This window comes from Serratia sp. BW106 (assembly GCF_002607755.1).
GTDB classification, from domain to species: domain Bacteria; phylum Pseudomonadota; class Gammaproteobacteria; order Enterobacterales; family Enterobacteriaceae; genus Serratia; species Serratia proteamaculans.
Window position 1 is genome coordinate 58,059 of record NZ_MCGS01000016.1, and the last position, 22,595, is coordinate 80,653.

Annotated in this window: 16 protein-coding genes and 6 tRNA genes; 10 read left to right on the forward strand and 12 right to left on the reverse strand. The window is 56.8% G+C overall.

Annotated features, from left to right (window positions below):
* Window positions 1-5: 5 nt before the first annotated feature.
* Window positions 6-3,950, forward strand: a complete 3,945-nt coding sequence (locus BEI65_RS12735; protein WP_099063657.1) for an enterobactin synthase subunit F — start codon at window positions 6-8, stop codon at window positions 3,948-3,950.
* A 74-nt stretch (window positions 3,951-4,024) separates the two neighbouring features.
* On the opposite strand, the gene BEI65_RS12740 is transcribed toward BEI65_RS12735, so the two are convergent.
* Genes BEI65_RS12740 through fepD form a run of 3 tightly spaced genes read right to left on the reverse strand, consistent with a single transcriptional unit; the run spans window position 4,025 to window position 6,923 of the window.
* A complete protein-coding gene (locus tag BEI65_RS12740; RefSeq protein WP_085117982.1) occupies window positions 4,025-4,828 on the reverse strand; it encodes an ATP-binding cassette domain-containing protein in 804 nt (267 codons plus the stop codon).
* Complete coding sequence (gene fepG / locus BEI65_RS12745) at window positions 4,825-5,850, reverse strand: iron-enterobactin ABC transporter permease (protein ID WP_099063658.1); 1,026 nt, start codon at window positions 5,848-5,850, stop codon at window positions 4,825-4,827. Before fepG ends, BEI65_RS12740 begins: the two co-directional genes overlap by 4 nt.
* Window positions 5,850-6,923 (reverse strand): Fe(3+)-siderophore ABC transporter permease, encoded by a 1,074-nt coding sequence (gene fepD / locus BEI65_RS12750; RefSeq protein ID WP_099063659.1) that lies wholly within the window; start codon window positions 6,921-6,923, stop codon window positions 5,850-5,852. The genes fepG and fepD overlap by 1 nt, the downstream gene beginning before the upstream one ends.
* A gap of 135 nt (window positions 6,924-7,058) precedes the next feature.
* Between fepD and entS the strand changes: the two genes are divergently transcribed.
* Complete coding sequence (gene entS / locus BEI65_RS12755) at window positions 7,059-8,327, forward strand: enterobactin transporter EntS (protein WP_099063660.1); 1,269 nt, start codon at window positions 7,059-7,061, stop codon at window positions 8,325-8,327.
* Here the strand turns inward: entS and fepB are convergent.
* Window positions 8,314-9,273 (reverse strand): Fe2+-enterobactin ABC transporter substrate-binding protein, encoded by a 960-nt coding sequence (fepB, locus tag BEI65_RS12760; protein WP_099063661.1) that lies wholly within the window; start codon window positions 9,271-9,273, stop codon window positions 8,314-8,316. The genes entS and fepB overlap by 14 nt on opposite strands.
* A gap of 197 nt (window positions 9,274-9,470) precedes the next feature.
* Here fepB and BEI65_RS12765 point away from each other — a divergent pair, with 197 nt between their 5' ends.
* Genes BEI65_RS12765 through dhbA form a run of 4 tightly spaced genes read left to right on the forward strand, consistent with a single transcriptional unit; the run spans window position 9,471 to window position 13,932 of the window.
* Complete coding sequence (locus BEI65_RS12765) at window positions 9,471-10,679, forward strand: isochorismate synthase (RefSeq protein WP_099063662.1); 1,209 nt, start codon at window positions 9,471-9,473, stop codon at window positions 10,677-10,679.
* 8 nt (window positions 10,680-10,687) lie between these two features.
* A complete protein-coding gene (locus tag BEI65_RS12770) occupies window positions 10,688-12,316 on the forward strand; it encodes a (2,3-dihydroxybenzoyl)adenylate synthase (RefSeq protein ID WP_099063663.1) in 1,629 nt (542 codons plus the stop codon).
* Window positions 12,317-12,319: 3 nt separating this feature from the next.
* Window positions 12,320-13,174, forward strand: coding sequence for an isochorismatase (locus tag BEI65_RS12775; protein WP_099063664.1), 855 nt, complete (start codon window positions 12,320-12,322; stop codon window positions 13,172-13,174).
* Complete coding sequence (gene dhbA / locus BEI65_RS12780; protein ID WP_099063665.1) at window positions 13,174-13,932, forward strand: 2,3-dihydro-2,3-dihydroxybenzoate dehydrogenase; 759 nt, start codon at window positions 13,174-13,176, stop codon at window positions 13,930-13,932. Before BEI65_RS12775 ends, dhbA begins: the two co-directional genes overlap by 1 nt.
* Before the next feature lie 490 nt (window positions 13,933-14,422).
* Here the strand turns inward: dhbA and BEI65_RS12790 are convergent.
* The 4 genes from BEI65_RS12790 to BEI65_RS12805 form a co-directional block, all read right to left on the reverse strand.
* Window positions 14,423-14,498 (reverse strand) — tRNA-Lys (locus BEI65_RS12790).
* Window positions 14,499-14,505: 7 nt separating this feature from the next.
* A tRNA-Val gene (locus BEI65_RS12795) sits at window positions 14,506-14,581 on the reverse strand.
* 39 nt (window positions 14,582-14,620) lie between these two features.
* A tRNA-Val gene (locus BEI65_RS12800) sits at window positions 14,621-14,696 on the reverse strand.
* A gap of 40 nt (window positions 14,697-14,736) precedes the next feature.
* Window positions 14,737-14,812, reverse strand: a tRNA-Val gene (locus BEI65_RS12805).
* A gap of 292 nt (window positions 14,813-15,104) precedes the next feature.
* On the opposite strand from BEI65_RS12805, the gene gltX reads away from it, so the two are divergent.
* Window positions 15,105-16,514 carry a glutamate--tRNA ligase gene (gene gltX, locus BEI65_RS12810; RefSeq protein WP_099063667.1) on the forward strand — a complete coding sequence of 470 codons (1,410 nt, stop codon included), beginning with the start codon at window positions 15,105-15,107 and terminating at the stop codon, window positions 16,512-16,514.
* A gap of 72 nt (window positions 16,515-16,586) precedes the next feature.
* Here gltX and BEI65_RS12815 read toward each other — a convergent pair whose 3' ends face one another.
* Window positions 16,587-17,372 (reverse strand): formate/nitrite transporter family protein, encoded by a 786-nt coding sequence (locus BEI65_RS12815; protein ID WP_099063668.1) that lies wholly within the window; start codon window positions 17,370-17,372, stop codon window positions 16,587-16,589.
* 307 nt (window positions 17,373-17,679) lie between these two features.
* On the opposite strand from BEI65_RS12815, the gene BEI65_RS12820 reads away from it, so the two are divergent.
* A tRNA-Ala gene (locus BEI65_RS12820) sits at window positions 17,680-17,755 on the forward strand.
* 60 nt (window positions 17,756-17,815) lie between these two features.
* Window positions 17,816-17,891, forward strand: a tRNA-Ala gene (locus tag BEI65_RS12825).
* Between the two features lie 125 nt (window positions 17,892-18,016).
* Here the strand turns inward: BEI65_RS12825 and BEI65_RS12830 are convergent.
* The gene (locus tag BEI65_RS12830) at window positions 18,017-19,204 is read right to left on the reverse strand and encodes a NupC/NupG family nucleoside CNT transporter (RefSeq protein ID WP_099063669.1); all 1,188 of its coding nucleotides are present in this window, start codon (window positions 19,202-19,204) and stop codon (window positions 18,017-18,019) included.
* A gap of 378 nt (window positions 19,205-19,582) precedes the next feature.
* Between BEI65_RS12830 and BEI65_RS12835 the strand changes: the two genes are divergently transcribed.
* Window positions 19,583-20,815 carry an Nramp family divalent metal transporter gene (locus BEI65_RS12835; RefSeq protein WP_099063670.1) on the forward strand — a complete coding sequence of 411 codons (1,233 nt, stop codon included), beginning with the start codon at window positions 19,583-19,585 and terminating at the stop codon, window positions 20,813-20,815.
* Window positions 20,816-20,859: 44 nt separating this feature from the next.
* Here BEI65_RS12835 and BEI65_RS12840 read toward each other — a convergent pair whose 3' ends face one another.
* Window positions 20,860-21,270 carry a DUF2502 domain-containing protein gene (locus BEI65_RS12840; RefSeq protein WP_099063671.1) on the reverse strand — a complete coding sequence of 137 codons (411 nt, stop codon included), beginning with the start codon at window positions 21,268-21,270 and terminating at the stop codon, window positions 20,860-20,862.
* Between the two features lie 230 nt (window positions 21,271-21,500).
* A complete protein-coding gene (gene mgrA, locus BEI65_RS12845) occupies window positions 21,501-22,490 on the reverse strand; it encodes an L-glyceraldehyde 3-phosphate reductase (protein WP_099063672.1) in 990 nt (329 codons plus the stop codon).
* Window positions 22,491-22,595 lie beyond the last annotated feature (105 nt).

Below are 22,595 nucleotides of genomic sequence, written 5' to 3' on the forward strand. Positions count from 1 at the left end.
GTCCCTTGTCAGACAGCATTTTATTATCGTCCGAACAGCAGCTCGCCACTGAGCTGCCGTTGGTCGCCGCGCAGCCCGGGATTTGGGTTGCCGATCAAATTTCACCGCATGCCAATGCTTACGCGGTTTCCCACTATATTGAGCTGAACGGCCCGCTGGACCAGGATTGTCTGCTACAGGCGATTGCGCAGGGGCTGTCCGAAGTGGATACCCTGCAGTTCCGTTTTGCAGAACGTGACGGGGTGCCGATGCAGTGGCATGACCCGGCGCTGGCGATCCTGCCGGTCGAGTTTATTGATCTGCGTGATTCTCCTGACGCAGCCGTTGCAGCACGCGCCTTGATGCAACTGGATATGTCCGGTGATTTACGCATCGGCAGCGGTAATGCGCTGTACCGCCATATGTTGATCCGCCTGTCGGATCAGCGCTGGTTCTGGTATCAGCGTTATCACCATATTTTGGTCGATGGCTTCAGTTTCACCGCCATTGCCCGCAGAATTGCCCATATTTATACCCGAACGTTACGTAATGAACAGCCGGACCCGACGCCGTTTAGCGCCTTCAGCGAAGTGGTTGAAGAGTATCAACGCTACGCCCAGTCGCCTACCTGTCAGCGCGACGCGGCCTTTTGGCTGAACAAGGCGCAGCAGTTGCCGACCCCGGCTACGCTCTGTCCGCAGCCGTTGGCCGGCCAAACGCCGACCACCCGCATTCATCGGTTATCACAGCTGTGTGACCGCCAGGACTTTAGCCAACTGGTGAACGCCGGTCAGCAGCAGTTCAGCGTGGCAGATATGGCGCTGGCATTGGTGGCGCTGTGGGTGTCTCGCCTGAGCGGCCACGCCAGCTTCAGCGCCGGTTTTATCTTTATGCGCCGCACCGGTTCGGCGGCACTGTGCGCCAACGGGCCGGTGATTAACGTATTGCCGATCGAAATGCACCTCGATCCTCAGGCTACACTGAGCGAGGTCGCCGGCAATATCGGCCGAGAGCTGAAAAGTGTCCGTCGTCATCAGCGTTACGAGGCGGAACAGGTGCAGCGTGATCTGGGGCGGATTGGCGATGCCCAGCCGCTGTACGGCACCGTTTTCAACTTTAAGATGTTCGATTTCCAATTGGATTTCGGTGATATCGAAGGCATTACCCATGAGCTGGCCTCCGGGCCGGTGCGTGACCTGGAAATCGCGTTGTACCTCGATGAGGCTGGTACGCTGAAGGTTGATCTGCTGGCCAATGCCGAGCGTTATCAGCCGGATGAGCTGGCGGCGCATCTGCAACGCCTGCCGCTGTTGCTGCGCCAGTTTGCGGCACAACCACAGATGCCGATCGGTGAAGCCGATTTGCTCACCGAGCAGGATCGTCAATTGTTGGCCCGGGTTAACGACACCGCTCATCCGGTGGCGCCGCAAACCCTCAGCGGCCTGTTGGCGCAACAGGCGCAGAAAACCCCGGATGCCCCGGCGCTGGCCGATGCGCAATACCAATTCAACTACCGCGAAACCCGTGAACAGGTCACTGCGTTAGCGCGTCAACTGACGGCACAGGGTGTGCAGCCCGGCGATATCGTCGCCGTTGCCTTGCCACGGTCGGTGTTTTTGTCGCTGGCATTAATGGCCATCGTCGAGGCCGGGGCGGCTTATTTGCCGCTGGACACTGGTTATCCTGACGAACGCCTCAGCATGATGCTGGAAGATGCCGCACCACGCCTGATTATCACCGAAGCCAGCCAGCAGGCGCGTTTTGCCGGCCAGGGTGAGATCTTGCTGTATGACGCACCGCTGGCCGCAAACAGTGCGGCGGACGTGGTGCTCAGTGGGCCAACGCCGCATCATCCGGCCTACATTATCTTTACCTCCGGCTCAACCGGGCGGCCGAAAGGCGTGCTGGTGGGGCATCAGGCGATCGTCAACCGTCTGCTGTGGATGCAGCATCAGTATCCGATGGCCGCGGGCGATGTGGTGTTGCAGAAAACCCCCTGCAGTTTTGACGTCTCGGTATGGGAGTTCTTCTGGCCGTTGATGGTGGGTGCCCAGTTGGTGATGGCACCGCCGGAAGCGCATCGCGATCCGGAACAGTTGCTGCAACTGATTGACCGATATCGGGTCACCACTATGCACTTTGTGCCTTCGATGCTGGCGGCCTTTGTCGGTGCATTGGACACTCGGCAGGCGGTGGCGTGTTGTGCGCCGTTGCGGCAGGTGTTCTGCAGTGGTGAAGCCTTGCCGGCCGAGCTGTGCCGCCTGTGGCAAAGCCGCACCGGGGTGCCGTTGCATAACCTGTACGGCCCGACCGAAGCGGCGGTAGACGTCAGTTGGCATCCGGCCTGGGGCGAGGCGTTGGCCGCCGTCACCGGGGCTAACGTGCCTATTGGCCTGCCGGTATGGAACACCGGTCTGCGCATTCTCGACGCACGCTTGCGGCCGGTGCCGCCGGGTGTCGCGGGTGATTTGTATCTCACCGGTGTACAGCTGGCGCACGGCTATCTGGGCCGACCAGAACTGACCGCCAGCCGCTTTGTGGCCGATCCGGAAGGTGACGGTGGGCGGATGTATCGCACGGGCGACGTCGCGCGCTGGTTACCGGGGGGGGAAGTGGAATACCTCGGTCGCAGCGACGATCAGCTAAAAATTCGTGGCCAACGTATAGAACTGAGTGAAATCGATCATGCGTTGCTGTCATTACCGGGTATCAAGCAGGCGGTGACTCATGCGCTGGTGCTGGATAATACGCCGACAGATCCGGCCGGTGGCGATGCCCGCCAACTGGTAGGCTATCTGGTGGCGCAGTCCGGTGTGCGCCTAGATCTGGAGGTGCTGCGAGCCGCGCTGACCGATCGTTTGCCGCCGCATATGGTGCCGGTGGCGTTGGTCGAGATGGGATCCTTGCCGCTGAGTGCCAATGGCAAGCTGGATCGCAAAGCGTTGCCGCAACCACAGAGCGGCGTCAGAGCCGCCGGGCGTGAACCTGAAGCCGGGCTGGAAACGGCGATTGCTGCGGTGTTCGCCCGTCTGCTGCAGCGTGAAACCGTGTTTGCCGACGACGATTTCTTTGCCCTCGGTGGTCACTCGCTGCTGGCGATGCGTCTGGCGGCAGAGCTGCGCCGTGAACTGGGTAAAGCGGTCTCGGTAGGGCAGGTGATGGTGGCTTCCCGGGTGGAACAGCTGGCGCAGCTGCTGGCAGAAGAGCGCACGCAGGAAGAGGCCGATCAGACCGGTTTTGACAGCGTACTGCCATTACGTACCACGGAAGGCCCAACGTTGTTCTGTCTGCATCCGGCATCCGGATTCTCCTGGCAGTTCAGCGTATTGCCGCGCTATATCGATCAGCATTGGTCGCTGGTGGGTATTCAGTCACCACGGCCAGAGGGTCCGTTGGCGCTGAGCGAGGATATGGATCAGGTCTGCGACGCACATCTGGAGACGGTATTGCAGGTGCAGCCGCAGGGCCCGTACCACTTTATCGGTTACTCACTGGGTGGCACGCTGGCGCAGGGTATCGCCGCCAGATTGCAGGCGCGGGGTGAAGAGGTAGCCTTCCTTGGGCTGCTGGATACCTATCCGCCGGAAACCCAGAACTGGGACGTGATGCTGGATGACAACGTACTGAAAGAAGTCCAGCGCGAACGTCAGCAGTTCCTGGCAGTTTCCGAGGATGCGTTGGATCCGGCATTGGGCGAAACCCGTGTGGCGATGTTCGATAATATCGAAGCCAACTATGCCGATTCGGTGCGCCTGCTTTCAGCGACTCATACGGCGAACTTTAAAGGGCAGGCGACGCTGTTTGTCGCGCGTCAGACGCTGCAGGAAGGGATGGACGTGCAGCAGACCTGGTCGCAATACGTGGATGCCTTGCAGGTGCATGAGCTGGATTGTGCCCACGTCGATATCGTGTCACCGGCGTCGTTCAAGGTGTTAGGGCCGTTGCTGAACCGGATTCTAAGAGCGCTGTAATCCCCAGTGACGGTAGGGGGCGAATATATTCGCCCCGATTAATGCGGGCCCAGCATGCTGGGCCCCTACAATATCTATGACTTACCCAGCGGTACCACCAACGGCGTGTGCGAGACCGGATCGTCAATGATCATGCAGCGCAGGCCGTACACCTCTTCGATCAGTTCTGCGGTCACAATGTCCTTCGGCGCCCCTTCGGCCACCACCTTGCCATTGCGCATGGCAATCAGATGCGTGGCGTAGCGGCAGGCATGGTTGAGATCGTGCAGCACTACCACCAGCGTATGGCCGTTTTCACGGTTTAACTGACGCATCAGCTCCAGCAGGTCAATCTGGTGGGTGATATCCAGCCAGGTGGTCGGTTCATCCAGCAGCAGCAGTGGCGTTTGCTGCGCCAGCACCATCGCGATCCACACCCGCTGACGTTGTCCGCCGGAGAGCGTATCGACCGGCTGTTCGGCCAGCTCGAATACGCCGGTAGAGCGCATCGCCTGGTCTACCGCCTGTTGATCCTCCTCACTCCAGCGACTGAACAGGCGCTGATGCGGATAGCGACCACGGGCTACCAGATCAAACACGGTGATATCACCCGGTGCGGTCGAGCTTTGTGGCAACAACCCCAACTGGCGCGCCACCTCTTTGGTGGCGTATTCGCTGATTTGTTTACCGTTCAGCCAGACTGCGCCGGCTTGCGGCTGCATCAGGCGGCTGAGGGTACGTAGCAGGGTCGATTTACCGCAGGCGTTCGGCCCGATAATCACCGTCAGTTCGCCGTGCGGGATAGAGACGGACAGGTCGCTGGCGACAATTTTTTTGTCGTAGCCGAGCGTCAGATGTTCGGCGCGCAACGGCGCGGGCTGCAGGGGTTCAGCATTCATTTTTTACGTGACTCACGGATTAATAGCCAAATCAGATAAATGCCGCCCAGGCTGACGGTCAACACCCCGACCGGCAACTGATAAGGCATAAACAGGCGCTGTGCAACGACATCGGCGAGTAACAACAACAGGGCACCGATCAAGGCGGTCAGCAGCAGGACGCTGCGGTTGGCGCACAGGCGTCGTGCAATCTGCGGAGCCACCAGCGCAATAAAGGAGATCGGCCCGGCCACGGCGGTCGCGGCGGCCGTCAGCAACACGCCGATCAGCAGCAGCATAACGCGCGATCGTTCTACCGGTACGCCGAGTGCGCAGGCGGTATCATCACCCATTTCCAGCAGCCGCATGCGGCGGGACAGTGTCAGCAACAGCAAGCAGCACAGCGCGAACACCACCAGCACCGGCAGGCTTTTCGCCCAGTTCACTCCGTTGAGTGAACCGGCGCTCCACAGTCCGGCGGTCATGGCGGATTCCAGCGAGGCGCTGATGATCAGCCAGGTATTGCCCGCCACCAGCAGGGCGCGGACGGCAATGCCGACGATAATCAAACGGAAAGACTCGACGCCGTTGCGCCAGGCCAGCAGATAAATCAGCGCGGCGGTCAACAGACCCCCGACCAGCGCCCCGGAAGTGATGCCGATAACGCCGCCGTTAAACAGCACTATGGCCACCAGCACGCCGCTGTAAGCGCCGGTATTAAAACCAATCACGTCCGGACTGCCGAGCGGGTTGCGCAGTATCGACTGGAAAATGGCACCGCTGATGCCCAGTGCCGCCCCCAGTAGCAGTGCCATCACCACGCGTGGCAAGCGCCATTGGGTGACGATCACCGCCAGGTTGGCCGGGCCTTCACCGCGCAAGGCGTCGATCACCTGCGAGGCGGTCAGTGACAGAGCACCGGAACCCAGCGCGTAAATCGCCAGCGCCAGCACGGCCAGCAACAGTAGCAGCGCAGTCAGCGCCGGACGCGAAAGGGCGCGCATTTTGTGGTTGGCCATCAGGCGGGCTGCGGACATCGACATTAGCGCTGCCTCCTGAACATATGGCGTTGCCGCACCAGCATGATCAGCAGCGGTGCGCCAATCAGAGCGGTGACGATGGAAACGCGCAGTTCACCGGCCACCAGGAAGCGGCCGATCAGATCGGCGCTCAGCAGCAGGATCGGGGTTAATACCAGCGTCCATGGCAGCATCCAGTGCAGCTCGGAACCGGCCAGCCGCCGGGCGATGTGCGGCATCATCAGACCGACAAAGGCAATTGGGCCGACGGCGGCAGTGGCACCACCACACAGCAAGGTAATCGCCAGCAGACCCAGCAACTGGGTACGCACGATACCGGTGCCCAGTGCGGTGGCCAATTCATTACCCATGCTCAGGCTGTTCAGTGACTTGCTCATCCACAGGGTAATCAGCGTACCCAGCAGGATCGGCAGGGCCACGGTACGCACCACCTGCATATTTTGAATATCCAGCGAACCGGCCTGCCAAAAACGGAGCTGATCGAACACCAGTGGGTTCAGCAGGGAAATCCCGGAGGTCATGCCCTCCAGCACCGCGGCCAGCGCGACACCGGCCAGCGTCAGACGTACCGGGTTAAGGCTGCTGCCGCCCAAAGCGCCTATTAGCGCCACCAGCAGCGCAGCGAACATCGCACCGGCAAAGGCAAACCACAGATATTGGCTGACCTCGGCAGCACCAAAGAAGGTGATCCCCAGTACCACGGCAAAGCCCGCACCGGCGTTAACCCCGAGAATGCCCGGATCGGCGAGGGGGTTGCGGGTGAGGGTTTGCATCAGTACGCCGGACAGGCCCAGTGCGATACCGGCCAGCACGCCCACCAGTGTACGTGGCAGCCTGGCATTGGTAATTATGGCGCAGTCTGCACCGCTGCACTGGCCGTTCAGCGCCTGGATAACCGTGTCGAAGGGAATAGATTTAGCGCCAAGTGACAGGCTGAGCAGAATCACGACCAGCAATGCACAAAAGGCAATCAGCAGGCCAAACAGCCTGCGGCGAAATGAGCGGGGAGTGCCGCCAATAAGACGCTCCCGGGGGGCAGGAACGGGCTGTGTGCCAGGGTGTGAAATCCGTAACATACCAATCCATTATTTAATTGAATATAAATGAGTTTTATTATCATTATTGATTGCTTTCATCTATGGTACCATGAGTCCCTTCGCTATTGCAGCACAGACGCTGCCCCTTTTTCTTTAGTTGTGGTGAGAAAGCTCATGAGTAAGCCCTCTATTTTGCTTGATTTTGGCCTGCTTAAGACCAATGGCGCGTTTCGTGCCGTTTTTTGCGCGCGTTTTATTTCCATTTTAGCGCTGGGGTTGATGGCCATTGCGATCCCGGTGCAGATCCAGGCCTTGACCGGGTCGACGTTGCTGGTTGGTTTGTCCGTGACGCTGGCGGGCAGTGGCATGTTTGCCGGTTTGCTGATGGGGGGCGTGCTGGCCGATCGTTACGAGCGCCGTCGCCTGATTTTGTTCGCCCGCTCCACCTGCGGCATCGGTTTTGTCGGTCTGTGTCTGAACGCCGCTTTGCCTGCCCCCTCATTAACGCTGATTTACCTGCTGGCCGTCTGGGACGGCTTCTTCGGTGCGGTTGGCGTTACGGCGCTGTTGGCGGCCACACCGGCACTGGTGGGGCGTGAAAATATCGTGCAGGCCGGGGCTATCAGCATGCTGACGGTGCGTTTTGGCTCGATCCTCTCCCCGGCGATCGGGGGGCTGGTGATCGCCAACGCCGGTGTGGCCTGGAACTACGGTCTGGCAGCGTTTGGCACCTTGCTGACGCTGATCCCGTTGCTGCGCCTGCCGCAGTTGTTGCCACCCCCGCAGCCACGTGAGCACCCACTACGTGCGCTGGCCGGGGGCTTCGGTTTTCTGTTCCGTAACCGGGTGATTGGCATGGTGGCGCTGATTGGCGCGCTGTTGACCATGGCCAGCGCGGTGCGGGTGCTGTATCCGGCCATGTCCGGCATGTGGCAGGTCAGTGCGGCGCAGTTGGGCTTTATGTATTCCGCCGTGCCGCTGGGTGCGGCGATTGGCGCCTTTACCAGTGGTCGTGTAGCCCACGTGGCGCGGCCGGGCTGGATGATGCTGATGACGGCGATTGGCGCTTTTGTCGCTATCGGCCTGTTCGGTTTGATGCCGTGGTATGGCCTGGCGCTGTTTTTCCTGGTGGTCTTCGGTTATCTGAGCGCGCTGAATTCACTGCTGCAGTACGGGTTGATCCAGAACCTGACGCCGGATGCGTTTCTCGGACGTATCAATGGCCTGTGGACGGCGCAAAACGTGGTGGGTGACGCCTTGGGCGCGCTGCTGCTGGGGGCTATGGGGGCGTTTATGCTGCCGGCGATGACCTCAACCAGTTTTGGCTTTGGCGTGGCGCTACTCGGTGTGGTGCTGGCTTTTGCGATGCGCGGTCTGCGTCAGGTGGGCCGTGGCGGGCAAGAAAGCGATCTCCAGCCCGCCGCAGAATCTACTGAGAAATAAACTGTTTTTCCAACAGCGTCAGCAGGTTGCTGGCGCTGTAGTAATCCAGTCGGAAGGTGTCACTCCCCAGTGCGTAAACCCGCTGGTGCTGCACCGACGGCAGGTCCGCCAGGAAAGGATTGGCCATCAGCCGCTGGACATCGCTGTCGTTGTTGGCGAACAGCATCAGCGTCTGGCCGTTCAGGCCTTCAGCCAGGTTTTCACCGCTCAGTTGAATAATGTCCTTACGCATCCCCATGCTGCGGCTGTTGTTCAGCTTGGCCGGGAGCGGTGCCAGGGTAAAACCCAACTGCTTGAGCATCTGCCCCTGGGACGAAGCGGCGGTCCACAGGTTGGCGGATTTGCCATCGGCGTTGAAGACCAGGGCGGAAATCGGTTGTTCCGGCAGTTTCATACGCTGCTTCAGTGATTTTTCACGCGCATCGAAATCACTGACGACTTTCTGTGCCTGAACTTCATGCCCGGTAGCCCGACCCAGTTCGGTCGCCAGTGCCTGCCAGCTTTTGTCGTCGTAATTGACCACCAGCACCGGGGCTATGGCGGAGAGCTGATCGTACAGGCGCAGGGCAGAATCGGCACCGGTGGCCGAGATGATAATCAGATCGGGGGCTTCACCGGCAATGGTTTCTGCGTTGGGTTCGCCGATATACAGACGCTTGACGCCGCGCTGTGCCGCGATAGCGCCCCATTGATGGAAGAAGCCTTGTGAGTCCGCCAGACGGTTGCCGGGCGTGGTGGCGCCACTGGCGATCACCGGGGCGTCGATCGCCAGCAGGGTACCGGTGACGGTGACGCTGGTGGAAACAATACGCGCAGGGGGCTGGCTGAGTGTCACCACGCCGTGTGAAGTTTCAATTTTGCGCGGCCAACCGGCGTCTGCGGCATGGGCAGTACCGATGACCATCAGGCCAAACAGCACCAGGCTGAAGATCGGGTTCTTCTTCATAAAGCATCCTTAGAAGTTAAATAGTAATACTTATCATTTATATAATTAAAACTGCTGGTTTTATATCACGATTATGAATGGAAGAACTGTTTACATTTATTGACATAGCATATTCACGAGGGTAATTTAACGCGATTCAATACAAATGATAATCATTATTATACCGGTTATTGTTCATGATACGAAAGGGAGTACCGATGAGCGTTACAGTAAAGAGTTCCGGGCAGAAGAAGCCGCAAAGCAAGGATAGCGAACAGTCTGCTGCAGGCGTGTCGCCGACCTCCGGCTTTTTCTTTACCTCTCCTTTCCGTAGCCTGAGTACTCAAGGCTGCTTCGCCAAAATCACGCTGCCGGCCCAGGACGGGGACCAGCTTAACGGCGAGTTCCAGCAGGCGGTACAGCATGCTTTTGCCGAGGCCAAACTGGCGGGGGTGAAAAACCCAATACTGTGCGGTGCGATCCCGTTTGACACTCATCAGCCCTCCGCGCTGTTTATTCCCCAGCAAACCCAATGGTTTGAGCGCGATGCCTATTTGGCTGGCGTAGCTTCACCGCAGGACGCCCTGCCGGAAATTACTCGCCAAAATGAAGTGCCTGCCCAGCAACCCTTTATGCAGATGGTGGCGGATGCGGTGGAAGCGACCCGTGGCGACCAGTTGGATAAAGTGGTGCTGTCGCGCTTGCTGGAGATTGAAACCCGCGAGCCGGTAGATCGCCAGGCGTTGATGGCGCGTATCATCGCCCAGAATCCTCATGGTTTCCACTTCCATGTCCCGCTGGAACAGGGGGCACTGTTGGGGGCCAGCCCGGAATTGCTGCTACGCAAATCCGGCGCGCAGTTCTACTCCAACCCGCTGGCCGGCTCTGCCCGTCGTGATGCCGATCCGCAGCGGGATCTGGAAGTCAGCCAGCAGTTATTGGTGTCAGAAAAAGATCGCTATGAGCACCAGTTTGTCACCGAAGGGATGCGTCAGGTGCTGGCCGATCGCTGCCGTTATCTGAATATCCCCACCGTTCCTGAATTATTGAGCACTACCACGCTGTGGCACCTGTCGACACCTATCGATGGTGAAGCCGCCAGCCGCGCTGAAAATGCGCTGTCGCTGGCCTGCCTGTTGCACCCGACGCCGGCGCTGTGCGGTACGCCGACCGCGTTGGCACATCAGGTGATTAAACAGTTGGAACCTTTTGATCGCGGCCTGTTTGGCGGCATCGTCGGTTGGTGTGACGCCGAAGGTAACGGCGAGTGGGTGGTGACCATCCGTTGCGGCACGGTGCAGGGCAATCAGGTACGACTGTTTGCCGGAGCCGGCATCGTACAAGACTCTTCGCCGGAATCCGAGTGGCATGAAACCGGCACCAAACTCAGTACCATTTCGCGGGCGTTTGGCCTGAACCAAGGATAGACATTCTGATGACCATTGCTTTTACCCCCTGGCCTGAGGCCTTGGCCCGTCGTTATCGTGAGCGCGGATATTGGACCGACCGGCCGTTGACCGACATCATCACTCGCCAGGCCAAAAATGACGCCATCGCGCTGATCGACCCGGAGCGCAGCCTGAGCTATCGCCGGCTTAATCAGCTTTCCGATCGGCTGGCCGCCGCCTTGCAGCGTCGCGGCATCCAAAGCGGTGACACTGCGCTGGTGCAGTTGGGCAACGTAGTCGAATTCTATGTGACCTTCTTTGCGCTGCTGAAAATTGGCGTGGTGCCGGTGAATGCGCTGTTCAGCCATCAACGCAACGAGCTGAACGCCTACGCCGTACAGATCAAACCAGCGTTGCTGATTGCCGATCGCCAGCATGGCTTGTTTGGCAACGATGAATATCTGACGGCTTTTCATGCTGAGCATCCTTCACTGCGCGTGGTGGCACTGCGTAATCAGGCCGAGGGCGAACAGTCGCTGGCGGCCTGGCTGGAAGAAGACAGCGGTGATTTTGTTGCGACGCCAACCCCGGCCGATCAGGTAGCATTTTTCCAGCTTTCCGGTGGTAGCACCGGCACGCCAAAACTGATCCCGCGTACCCACAATGATTACTACTACAGCATTCGCCGTAGCGTGGAAATTTGTCATTTCGATGTCGATACCCGCTATCTGTGCGCGCTGCCGGTGGCCCACAACTATCCGATGAGTTCCCCGGGCATCCTGGGCGTGTTCTATGGGGCCGGGCTGGTGGTATTTGCCAGCGATCCGGATGCCGGACAATGTTTCCGTTTGATCGAGCAGCATCAGATTAACGTGACGGCGCTGGTACCGCCGGCGGTCACGCTGTGGTTGCAGGCGATTGAAGAGTGGGGCGGTTGCCAGCAACTGGCCAGCCTTAAGCTGCTGCAGGTGGGCGGCGCCAAGCTGGGAGAAACCCTGGCGGCACGTATTCCGGCCGAGATCGGCTGCCAGTTGCAGCAGGTGTTCGGCATGGCGGAAGGCCTGGTGAACTACACCCGACTGGACGATGACGACCAGCATATTCTGACCACCCAGGGCTGCCCGATGTCGCCGGATGACGAGTTGTGGGTGGCCGATGATGAGGGCAACCCGCTGCCGGTGGGCGAAACCGGACGTCTGATGACCCGTGGTCCTTATACCTTCCGTGGCTATTACCAAAGCCCAGAGCACAACGCCGCCGCCTTTGATGACGACGGTTTCTACTGCTCCGGTGACCTGATCAGCCTGACCGAAGACGGTTATGTGAAGGTTGAAGGTCGTCAGAAAGATCAGATCAACCGTGGTGGGGAGAAGATCGCCGCCGAGGAGATCGAAAACCTGCTGTTGCGTCATCCGGAAGTGATCAACGCGGCGTTGGTTTCGATGCCGGACGAACTGATGGGTGAAAAAAGCTGTGCCTATATTATCGCGACCAGCGCGCTGAAAGCGGTGGTACTGCGCCGCCATTTGCGCGCCGAGGGCGTGGCCGAATTCAAATTACCCGATCGTTTTATACAGGTTGATACGCTGCCGCTCACCCCGGTTGGCAAAGTGGATAAAAAACTGTTGCGCCAACGCCTGGAGGCGCAACAACTGACTCTGGTCCAGGGAGAATAAGTCATGGCCATTCCAAAACTTAATGATTACGCGTTGCCGACTCAGGCTGAACTGCCGACCAACAAAGTGAGCTGGAAGGTGGAACCGCAGCGCGCTGCACTGTTGATCCACGATATGCAGCAGTATTTCCTGAATTTCTGGGGTGAAGACAGCCCGCTGATCAAACAGGTGGTGGAGAACATCGCCAACCTGCGCCGTTACTGCAAATCCCAGGGGATCCCGGTGTTTTACACCGCGCAGCCTAATCAGCAGAGCGATGAAGATCGCGCCTTGTTGAATGACATGTGGGGCCCAGGTCTGAATAAGCACCCGGAACAGCAGGCAGTGGTTGCTGCCCTGGCACCGGAAGCAGACGATACCGTACTGGTGAAGTGGCGTTACAGTGCTTTCCACCGCTCACCGCTGCAGGAGATTCTGCAGGAGTCGGGGCGCGATCAGTTGATCATCTGTGGCGTCTACGCGCATATCGGCTGCATGACTACGGCGATCGATGCTTTTATGCGCAATATTCAGCCGTTCATGGTGGCCGACGGCCTGGCCGATTTCTCCCGTGAAGAGCATCTGATGGCATTGCGTTATACCGCCGGCCGTTGCGGTCGCGTGGTGACCACCGCCGAGCTGTTGCCGGGTATTGCCAGCAAGGCTGCGCTGCGCCAGCAAATCATGCCTTTCCTCGATGAAGACAGCGAAGACATGGGCGACGATGAAAACCTGATCGACTACGGTCTGGATTCGGTGCGTATCATGGAATTGGCGGCACGCTGGCGCAAAATTCGCGGCGATATCGATTTTATCGCGCTGGCCAAGAACCCAACCATCGATGGCTGGTGGGCGTTGTTGTCAGAGGGGAAAGCCTGATGGAGCAACAGGGCGATTTCGCCGGTAAGCGAGTCTGGGTGACGGGTGCTGGTGCCGGAATTGGTCTGACAACGGCACTGGCGTTTGTGCAGGCCGGTGCCGAAGTGGTTGGCTTTGATAAACACTTTGGTGAGCCGGAATACCCATTCCGTACTGAAGTGCTGGATATCGCTGACAGTGATGCAGTAGACCGCGTGTGCGGACGTTTGCTGGCGGAGCAGGGGGATTTGGACGTGCTGGTCAACGGTGCCGGTATTTTGCGCATGGGGCTGACGGATGAAACCAGCACCGCAGACTGGCTGGCTTGTCTGGCGGTCAATGCCGGTGGGGCATTCAATATGTTCCGCCATGCCTTGCCGGTGTTTCGTCGCCAACGACGCGGTGTGATTGTCAGCGTAGCGTCCAACGCCGCCCATGTGCCGCGCGTCGGCATGGCGGCCTACTGCGCTTCTAAAGCTGCATTGCGCAGCCTGTGCCAAACCGTGGGGTTGGAAATGGCCCCTTATGGCGTGCGCAGCAACCTGGTTTCGCCGGGCTCGACCAATACGCCAATGCAGCGTGGCATGTGGCAGGATGAAACCGGTGAGCAGAACACCATTAACGGTTTCCCGGAACAGTTCAAACTGGGCATTCCGTTGGGCAAAATTGCTCAACCACAGGAAATCGCCGATGCCATTCTGTTCCTGGCTTCCGATCGCGCCAGCCATATCACTATGCAGGATATTGTGATTGATGGTGGAGCGACGCTGGCGGCCTGATAATCAGGTTCTACCTTCGCGATAGCCGTAAGGCGCTGCTTGCAGCGCCTTTATTAGTTGTCTTTAATCTCGAGATGCCCGGGCCTAGCGCACCGAGGGGCGCTCTCCCTAATAACGAGCATTGTTAGTTGTATGGAGATATTGGGAGAATTACTGAGGTTTTGAGCGCTTCCGGACGTCAGATGCGAAAAAAGCGCCAAAAGGCGCTTTTTTCTGTAGTGGTGGGTCGTGCGGGATTAACTCGGCCTTTGGCCTCACCCTTCGGGCAGCGCAAGCGCTGTTCAAAATTGGCGGGGCAATTTTGTCGAACCTGCACAGGTTACTCGCTTCTTTCAGAAGCTCACCCTTCGGGCCAACGCAAGCGTTGTTCAAAAGCGTATACGCTTTTGTCTCATCCAGCACGACACTCTGCGCTATGTTAGAAAGGCGTTTGAGATGATTGCTGTGCTGCAGATGCAAAAAAAGCGCCAAAAGGCGCTTTTTTCTGTAGTGGTGGGTCGTGCGGGATTCGAACCTGCGACCAATTGATTAAAAGTCAACTGCTCTACCAACTGAGCTAACGACCCGCAGAAGTGGTGGGTGATGACGGGCTCGAACCGCCGACCCCCTCCGTGTAAAGGAGATGCTCTACCAACTGAGCTAATCACCCACTTCAGAACTTCCGGGTACTGCCAAACAAGAGAATGAGTGGTGGGTGATGACGGGCTCGAACCGCCGACCCCCTCCGTGTAAAGGAGATGCTCTACCAACTGAGCTAATCACCCTCATTCTTCTCATTTCTTACTGCTTTACTGCTCAACAAGATGGTGGGCGATGACGGGCTCGAACCGCCGACCCCCTCCGTGTAAAGGAGATGCTCTACCAACTGAGCTAATCGCCCCGTCTTGTTGGAGTCGCATTATAGGGATAGTTGAAAGTGAGTCAACGGTTTTTAAAATGATTTCAATCGTTCGCCGCAAATTTAAACAGGATGCGATATTTATCGCCCGCAATGACGGATCTTTGCACATTGTTATGCGAAACCTGCCGCAGAGATAACGAAATCAGGGGCAGCAATATCGTGTCAGCGTTGAGGAATTAGCGCGTGGTGGTACAATGTTGCCCACTTTTTTAAATTCCGAGCAATCGTCGGCAACCGCCGACACGCGTTGCGTAATAAGGCAGTGAACCCAATGAAAATCAAAACCCGTTTTGCACCGAGCCCAACCGGCTATCTTCACGTCGGTGGCGCCCGTACTGCGCTTTACTCCTGGTTGTTCACCCGCCATATGGGCGGTGAGTTCGTTCTGCGTATCGAAGATACCGATCTGGAACGTTCAACCCAGGACGCTATTGACGCAATTATGGATGGCATGAACTGGTTAAACCTGGATTGGAACGAAGGCCCGTACTTCCAGACCAAGCGTTTTGACCGCTATAACGCGGTGATTGACGACATGCTGGTGCAGAATACCGCCTATAAATGCTATTGCTCGAAGGAACGTCTGGAAGCGCTGCGTGAAACGCAGATGGAAAACGGTGAAAAACCACGTTACGACGGTCATTGCCGTGACAGCCAGTGCAGCCATACCGACGACGAACCCTACGTGGTGCGTTTCCGTAACCCGCAGGAAGGCTCGGTTATCTTCGATGACAAGATCCGTGGCCCGATCGAATTCAGCAACCAGGAGCTGGATGACCTGATCATTCGCCGTACCGACGGTTCACCGACCTATAACTTCTGCGTAGTGGTGGATGACTGGGATATGGAAATCACCCACGTGATCCGCGGCGAAGACCACATCAACAACACCCCGCGTCAGATCAACATTCTGAAAGCGCTGGGCGCGCCAGTACCGGAATACGCGCACGTTTCGATGATCCTCGGTGACGACGGCAAAAAACTGTCGAAACGCCACGGTGCGGTAGGCGTAATGCAGTATCGTGACGACGGCTACCTGCCGCAGGCGCTGCTGAACTATCTGGTGCGTCTGGGTTGGTCCCATGGCGATCAGGAAATCTTCTCTATTGATGAGATGAAAGAGTTCTTTACTCTGGAAGCGATCAACAAATCTGCCAGCGCCTTCAATACCGAGAAGCTGCAGTGGCTGAACCACCACTACATTAACCATATGCCTGCCGAAGAAGTGGCGGTGCACCTGGCGTGGCATGTTGAGCAACTGGGTATTGAAACCCGCAACGGTCCTGAGCTGAAAGATATTGTTAAGCTGCTGGGCGAGCGTTGCAAAACGCTGAAGGAAATGGCCGAGTCCTGCCGTTACTTCTACGAAGACTTCAGCGAGTTCGACGCTGATGCTGCCAAGAAACACCTGCGTCCGGTTGCACGCCAGCCGCTGGAGGCAGTACGTGCCAAACTGGCTGCTATCACTGCCTGGACCCCGGAAAACGTGCATGACGCCATTCAGGGCACGGCTGATGAGCTGGGTGTAGGTATGGGCAAGGTCGGCATGCCGCTGCGCGTAGCGGTGACCGGTGCCGGTCAGTCACCGGGTATGGATGTTACCGTTCATGCTATTGGTCAGAAACGTTCTCTGCAGCGCATCGACCTGGCGCTGGCTTTCATTGCCGGGCGTGAAGCTTAAGGCTGATAGTTTCCTAGCCTGTGAATGAAAAGGCCCCGTGGAGCAATCCCGGGGCTTTTTTATCGGTGTCGATCAGGCCTGTTCGCTGGCCGGAACGGCGGGGCGGTAGGCGAGGAAATACATCAGGCCGACGAAGCCTGCACCACCCAATGCGTTACCGAGAAACACGGCGGTGAAGTTGGGCAGATACTGGCTCCAGCTCATGCCACCGGCAAAGATGGCCGCCGGGATAATGAACATGTTCGCCACCACGTGTTGGAAACCGATAGCGACGAAAGCCATCACCGGGAACCACATGCCAATCACTTTGCCCGGCACGTCTTTGCTGGCAAAGGCCAGCCACACCGCCAGACACACCAGCCAATTACAGCCGACGCCGGAAATAAATGCGTGCAGGAAGTCAGCATCCACTTTGGCTTGCGCGATGGACAAGGTTTTGTGCAGGAATGCCCCTTCTGTCAGGCCAAGCAGGTGGCCAAAGAAATAGGCAACGGCCACGCTGCCGGCCAGGTTGGCCAGAGTGACCCAGAACCAGTTGCGCAGAATGGCAAACAGCGATATTTGGCGGGCAAACCAGGCCATCGGCAGAGTCATCATATTACCGGTCAGTAACTCTCCTCCGGCCAGAATTGTCAGGATCAGGCCGATCGGGAACACGGCGGCACCCAGTAATGCCCCAAACGAGCCCCATTCGGCCGGCAGGGTGCCGATCACATGGATATCCAGCAGGAAGCCGGTAGCGATAAAGGCACCGGCGAGAAAGCCCAGAATGAGCAGATTGGCGAGTGACGCCTGGCTTTTGTTTACGCCGGCCTGAATGGCTAACGCAGCGATTTCTTTTGGTGAATGCAACGACATAACTGACTCGGTTTATAGTTGTGGATTTTACGACGCGGGCAGTCTATGCCTGTGGGGATGATGACTCAAGCGTATTTCGCTAACATTCCATTAAATAAAAATCAACACAATGGATAAGGTTTTTTGTATTTTGTGAGATGACCAGGGTAATGGTTGATTTTTACCCGTCCGGGCGATTTTTTAGCGTGAAACGCGCTGATTTGGCGGCTTTTTCAGCGCTTGATCGAGTAATTCAATTTAGCCGTTGACAGTGTTTCAGGGGTTTCATATTATGCGCCCCGTTCACAGGATTTTGTGATTGTGGATTGGGGCTATAGCTCAGCTGGGAGAGCGCTTGCATGGCATGCAAGAGGTCGACGGTTCGATCCCGTCTAGCTCCACCAACCTTTATCTCAGAAGGGTTGGGGAATACCGTAACGCCGGTTAAAGCGTACCACTTTTGTGGGGCTATAGCTCAGCTGGGAGAGCGCTTGCATGGCATGCAAGAGGTCGACGGTTCGATCCCGTCTAGCTCCACCACCATTTAAAAAGCCGACCTCAGGGTCGGCTTTTTGCTTTCTGTCTTTCCTCCTCCATCCCGAACACCGAATTACAGCCATTAAAAAAGGCCGCCGAAGCGACCTTTGTCTCACTGAGGTTTCGGCTTAGCCCAGAACCAGGCCTGCGATGGACGCAGACAGGATGCTGACCAGCGTAGAACCGTATACCAGCTTCAGACCAAAGCGGGACACCACGTTGCCCTGATGCTCGTTCAGCCCTTTAATCGCACCGGCAACGATACCGATGGAAGAGAAGTTGGCGAAGGAAACCAGGAACACCGACAGGATCCCCATGCTGCGAGGAGAGAGTTCAGCAGAGATTTTCTGCAGTTCCATCATCGCCACGAATTCGTTGGAAACCAGTTTGGTCGCCATGATGCTGCCTACCTGCAACGCTTCGTGCTTAGGAATACCCATAATCCAGGCGAATGGATAGAAGAAGTAGCCCAGGATTTCCTGGAAGCTCAGGCCGAAGATGGCGCTGAACAGGCCGTTGAGCGCGGCGATCAGGGCGATAAAGCCGATCAGCATCGCAGCAACGATAATAGCTACTTTAAAACCAGCCAGAATGTATTCACCCAGCATTTCGAAGAAGCTCTGGCCTTCGTGCAGATTGCCCAGATGCAGTTCTTCTTCTTTACTGGTGTCATACGGGTTGACCAATGACAGCACGATAAAGGTGCTGAACATGTTCAGTACCAGCGCGGCGACCACAAACTTGGCATCCAGCATGGTCATGTAAGCACCGACGATGGACATGGAAACCGTAGACATCGCGGTTGCTGCCATGGTGTACATGCGCTTTTCTGACATCTTGCCCAGAATATCTTTATAGGCAATGAAGTTTTCAGACTGGCCCAGGATCAGCGAACTGACGGCGTTGAAGGATTCCAGCTTGCCCATACCGTTTACTTTTGACAGCACGGTACCAATAATGCGGATGATAAACGGCAGTACTTTAATGTATTGCAGAATACCGATCAGCGCAGAGATGAAGACGATCGGGCACAGTACCTTCAGGAAGAAGAAGGCTAGACCTTTATCACCCATACCGCCGAATACAAATTCAGTCCCTTGCCCAGCAAACCCGAGCAGCTTGTCAAACAGCGCTGCGAATCCTTTTACAAAGCCTAAACCCGCTTCCGAATGCAGGAAGAAATAGGCCAGCAGTACTTCAATAACCAACAGTTGTATAACGTAGCGAATGCGGATGCTTTTACGATCGCGGCACACTAACAGTGCCAGAACCGCAACCACCACTAACGCCAACGCAAAGTGCGCAATATGGGACATGTTTGCTCCAAACTTGAGGCAGGCTGAATTTCGGATGTCATTTTATGTAACGCCACGTTTAAAAACGAGAGGTCTATTGCAAATATGGAAAGTCATAGTGGGATATGTCTTAAATTAGTACGGTAAAGCATAAAAAATCAAGAGCTTAATGAAACCATATGAAATTCCTATTCCTGTGCTAATTCCATTATAAGACCGATTGTGCTCTGAATCAGGCTCGGCAGAGTACGGAAAATATCCATCTACCCGCTAAACCTTTCGTTAAACCCGTGGTTTTTCTCTATCGCAGAGATAAGTATTACCGCTCTAAACGCACTTGATAATTATTATCATTTACATAAAATAACCTCAGGCTTAATAGAAGTAAGGGTTCAGAGCATGCTGAACAGTCGCGTGGTAGAGACCACTCAGCGCCCATCCAGAAAGATCAAACTCTCCCTGATGGGGCCCGCATTTATCGCGGCTATCGGCTATATCGACCCTGGCAATTTCGCCACCAATATCCAGTCAGGGGCTTCTTTTGGCTATACCCTGCTGTGGGTGGTGGTGTGGGCCAATGTGATGGCGATGCTGATCCAGCTGTTGTCCGCCAAACTGGGCATTGCCACCGGTAAAAACCTGGCGGAGCACATTCGCGATCGTTTTCCACGCCCAGCGGTCTGGGCCTATTGGGTGCAGGCAGAAATCATTGCGATGGCGACCGATCTGGCCGAGTTTATTGGTGCGGCTATCGGTTTCAAACTGCTGTTGGGCGTAACGCTGCTGGAAGGGGCGATCCTGACCGGTATTGCCACCTTCCTGATCCTGATGCTGCAAAAACGTGGGCAAAAACCGCTGGAATGGGTGATTGGCAGCCTGCTGCTGTTTGTCGCCCTGGCTTATATGGTGGAGCTGGTGTTCTCCCAGCCGCAGTTGGGACCGTTGTTAACAGGCATGGCGCTGCCGGATTTGCCGAACGGCGATGCGGTGTTTCTGGCCGCGGGCGTACTGGGCGCCACCATTATGCCGCACGTGATTTATCTGCATTCGTCGTTAACCCAGGCCGCTGGCGAGAATTCAAAGGCCGATCGCTATGCTGCTACCAGGTTCGATGTCGCCATTGCCATGACCATCGCCGGGTTTGTTAATTTGGCGATGATGGCCACCGCCGCCGCCGCTTTCCATTTTAATGGCCACAGCGGCGTCACCGATCTCGACCAAGCTTATCTGACGCTGCAACCTTTGCTGGGTCAGGCGGCAGCGACCATTTTCGGACTGAGCCTGGTGGCTGCCGGGTTGTCTTCTACCGTGGTGGGAACGCTGGCGGGGCAGGTGGTGATGCAGGGGTTCGTGCGCTTTTACATTCCGCTGTGGGTACGCCGCGTGGTCACCATGCTGCCGTCATTTATCGTGATTATGCTGGGGATGGACGCTACGCGCATTCTGGTGCTAAGCCAGGTATTGCTGAGTTTCGGGATTGCCCTGGCACTGGTGCCGCTGCTGTCGTTCACCGGTAATCGTGAGTTGATGGGCGAGATGGTGAACAGCCGTACCATACAGACGATGGGTAAGCTGATCGTGGTGGTAGTGGTGGGGTTGAACGGTTATTTGCTGGTCAGCAGCCTGCTGTGAGCACCTGTTAAATGAAAGGCCGGCATGATGCCGGCCTTTTGCTGTCAGTCGTCGTGGTCACCATGACCATGGTGACGGTGATCGCGGTCATCATGACGTCGATCTTTCCAGTGGTGTTTATCATGATGCTTGTAGTAGTGCTTATCGTATTTGCGATAGCGGCCTTCATGATAGTAATAATTTTTGCGCCAGTAGTCGTTGTCGCGCCAGCGATAACCGTCCCAGTTGTAACCCCGGCGGTTGCGATCGCCCAGGTAGCGGCCCTGATGGCCCTGCCACCAGTCGCGGTCACGCCAGTCATAACCGTCCCAGTAACGGCCACGGTTGTCTTGTTCACCGATACGTAATGACACGCCCGGCATCAGATCAATACTGAGGCCGTCCGCCTGGGCTTGCTGCATGACAGGCACCGTTGACACCACCAACAGGGCGGCCAATAACAGAGGTTTAAACATGAATTCTCCTTTCCGCCGCAGCGGGTTGGCCGGTTTTATAAGTAATGAAGCGCGTTCATCAGTTTATAAAACGGCCTTATAGTTTTACCTGCAATAGCGGCATCTTAGCCTGTGGGGCTAGGGTTGAATCTTAGAGAGATTCTGAAAAGCGGTGTGGGGCAGCTGATTTAAGATTTGTCTGGCGAGGATAGACGATCGCCGGCGTGGGATCCGGCGATCATTGTAACCGATTACACTAATATTTGTTCGATCTGGGCAATTTCGGCATCGCTGAAGCTGCGGTTAGCCAGCATGCCTACCGCGTCTTCAATCTGACTGGTCTTGCTGGCACCAATCAGTACCGAAGTGACGCGATCGCCGCGTAATACCCAGGCCAGTGCCATTTGCGACAGCTTTTGCCCACGCTGTTGCGCCAATGCATTGAGTCGACGCACTTTTTCCAACTTATCGTCGGTGAGCTGACCGGGCTGCAGAAACTGACTGCCGCTGGCGGCGCGCGAATCTTGTGGAATACCGTGCAGATAGCGATCGGTCAGCAGACCACCGGCCAGTGGTGAGAAGGCAATGGAACCTACGCCGTGTTCTTCCAGCGTATCCAGTAACTCGGGTTCAACCCAGCGTTCGAACATCGAGTATTTGGGCTGATGGATCACGCAAGGCGTGCCGAGTTTTTGCAGAATGCGAAACGCTTCGCGTGCACGGTCGGCCGGGTAGTTTGATAGCCCGACGTACAGTGCCTTGCCCTGACGCACCAGCAAATCCAGCGCGCCCATGGTTTCTTCCAGCGGCGTATCCGGATCGGGACGATGGTGGTAGAAGATGTCCACGTACTCCAGCCCCATGCGTTGCAGGCTTTGATCCAGGCTGGCGACCAGATACTTTTTCGATCCCCAGTCGCCGTAAGGGCCAGACCACATGGTGTAACCGGCCTTCGAGGAGATAATCAGTTCATCACGCCAGGGCTTCAGGTCCGCGTTAAGAATACGGCCGAAGTTTTCTTCGGCGGAACCGGGAGGCGGACCATAGTTGTTGGCCAGATCAAAGTGGGTGATGCCGCGATCGAACGCGCAGTGGATCAGCTTGCGCGCATTGTCATACAGCGTGGTGTCGCCAAAGTTATGCCACAAGCCGAGTGAAATGGCCGGCAGTTTCAGGCCACTACGGCCGCAGCGGCGGTATTCCATACTTTGATAACGTGAAGAATCAGCCTGGTAGAGCATAGGAACCCTTTTCAGCAGAGGTGGAATGAATTTTAGTGTATGCGTTTCCATAGCCTTTGTCAGAGTCACCGATCACGCTTAATCGCCATAACGTTATAAATACAA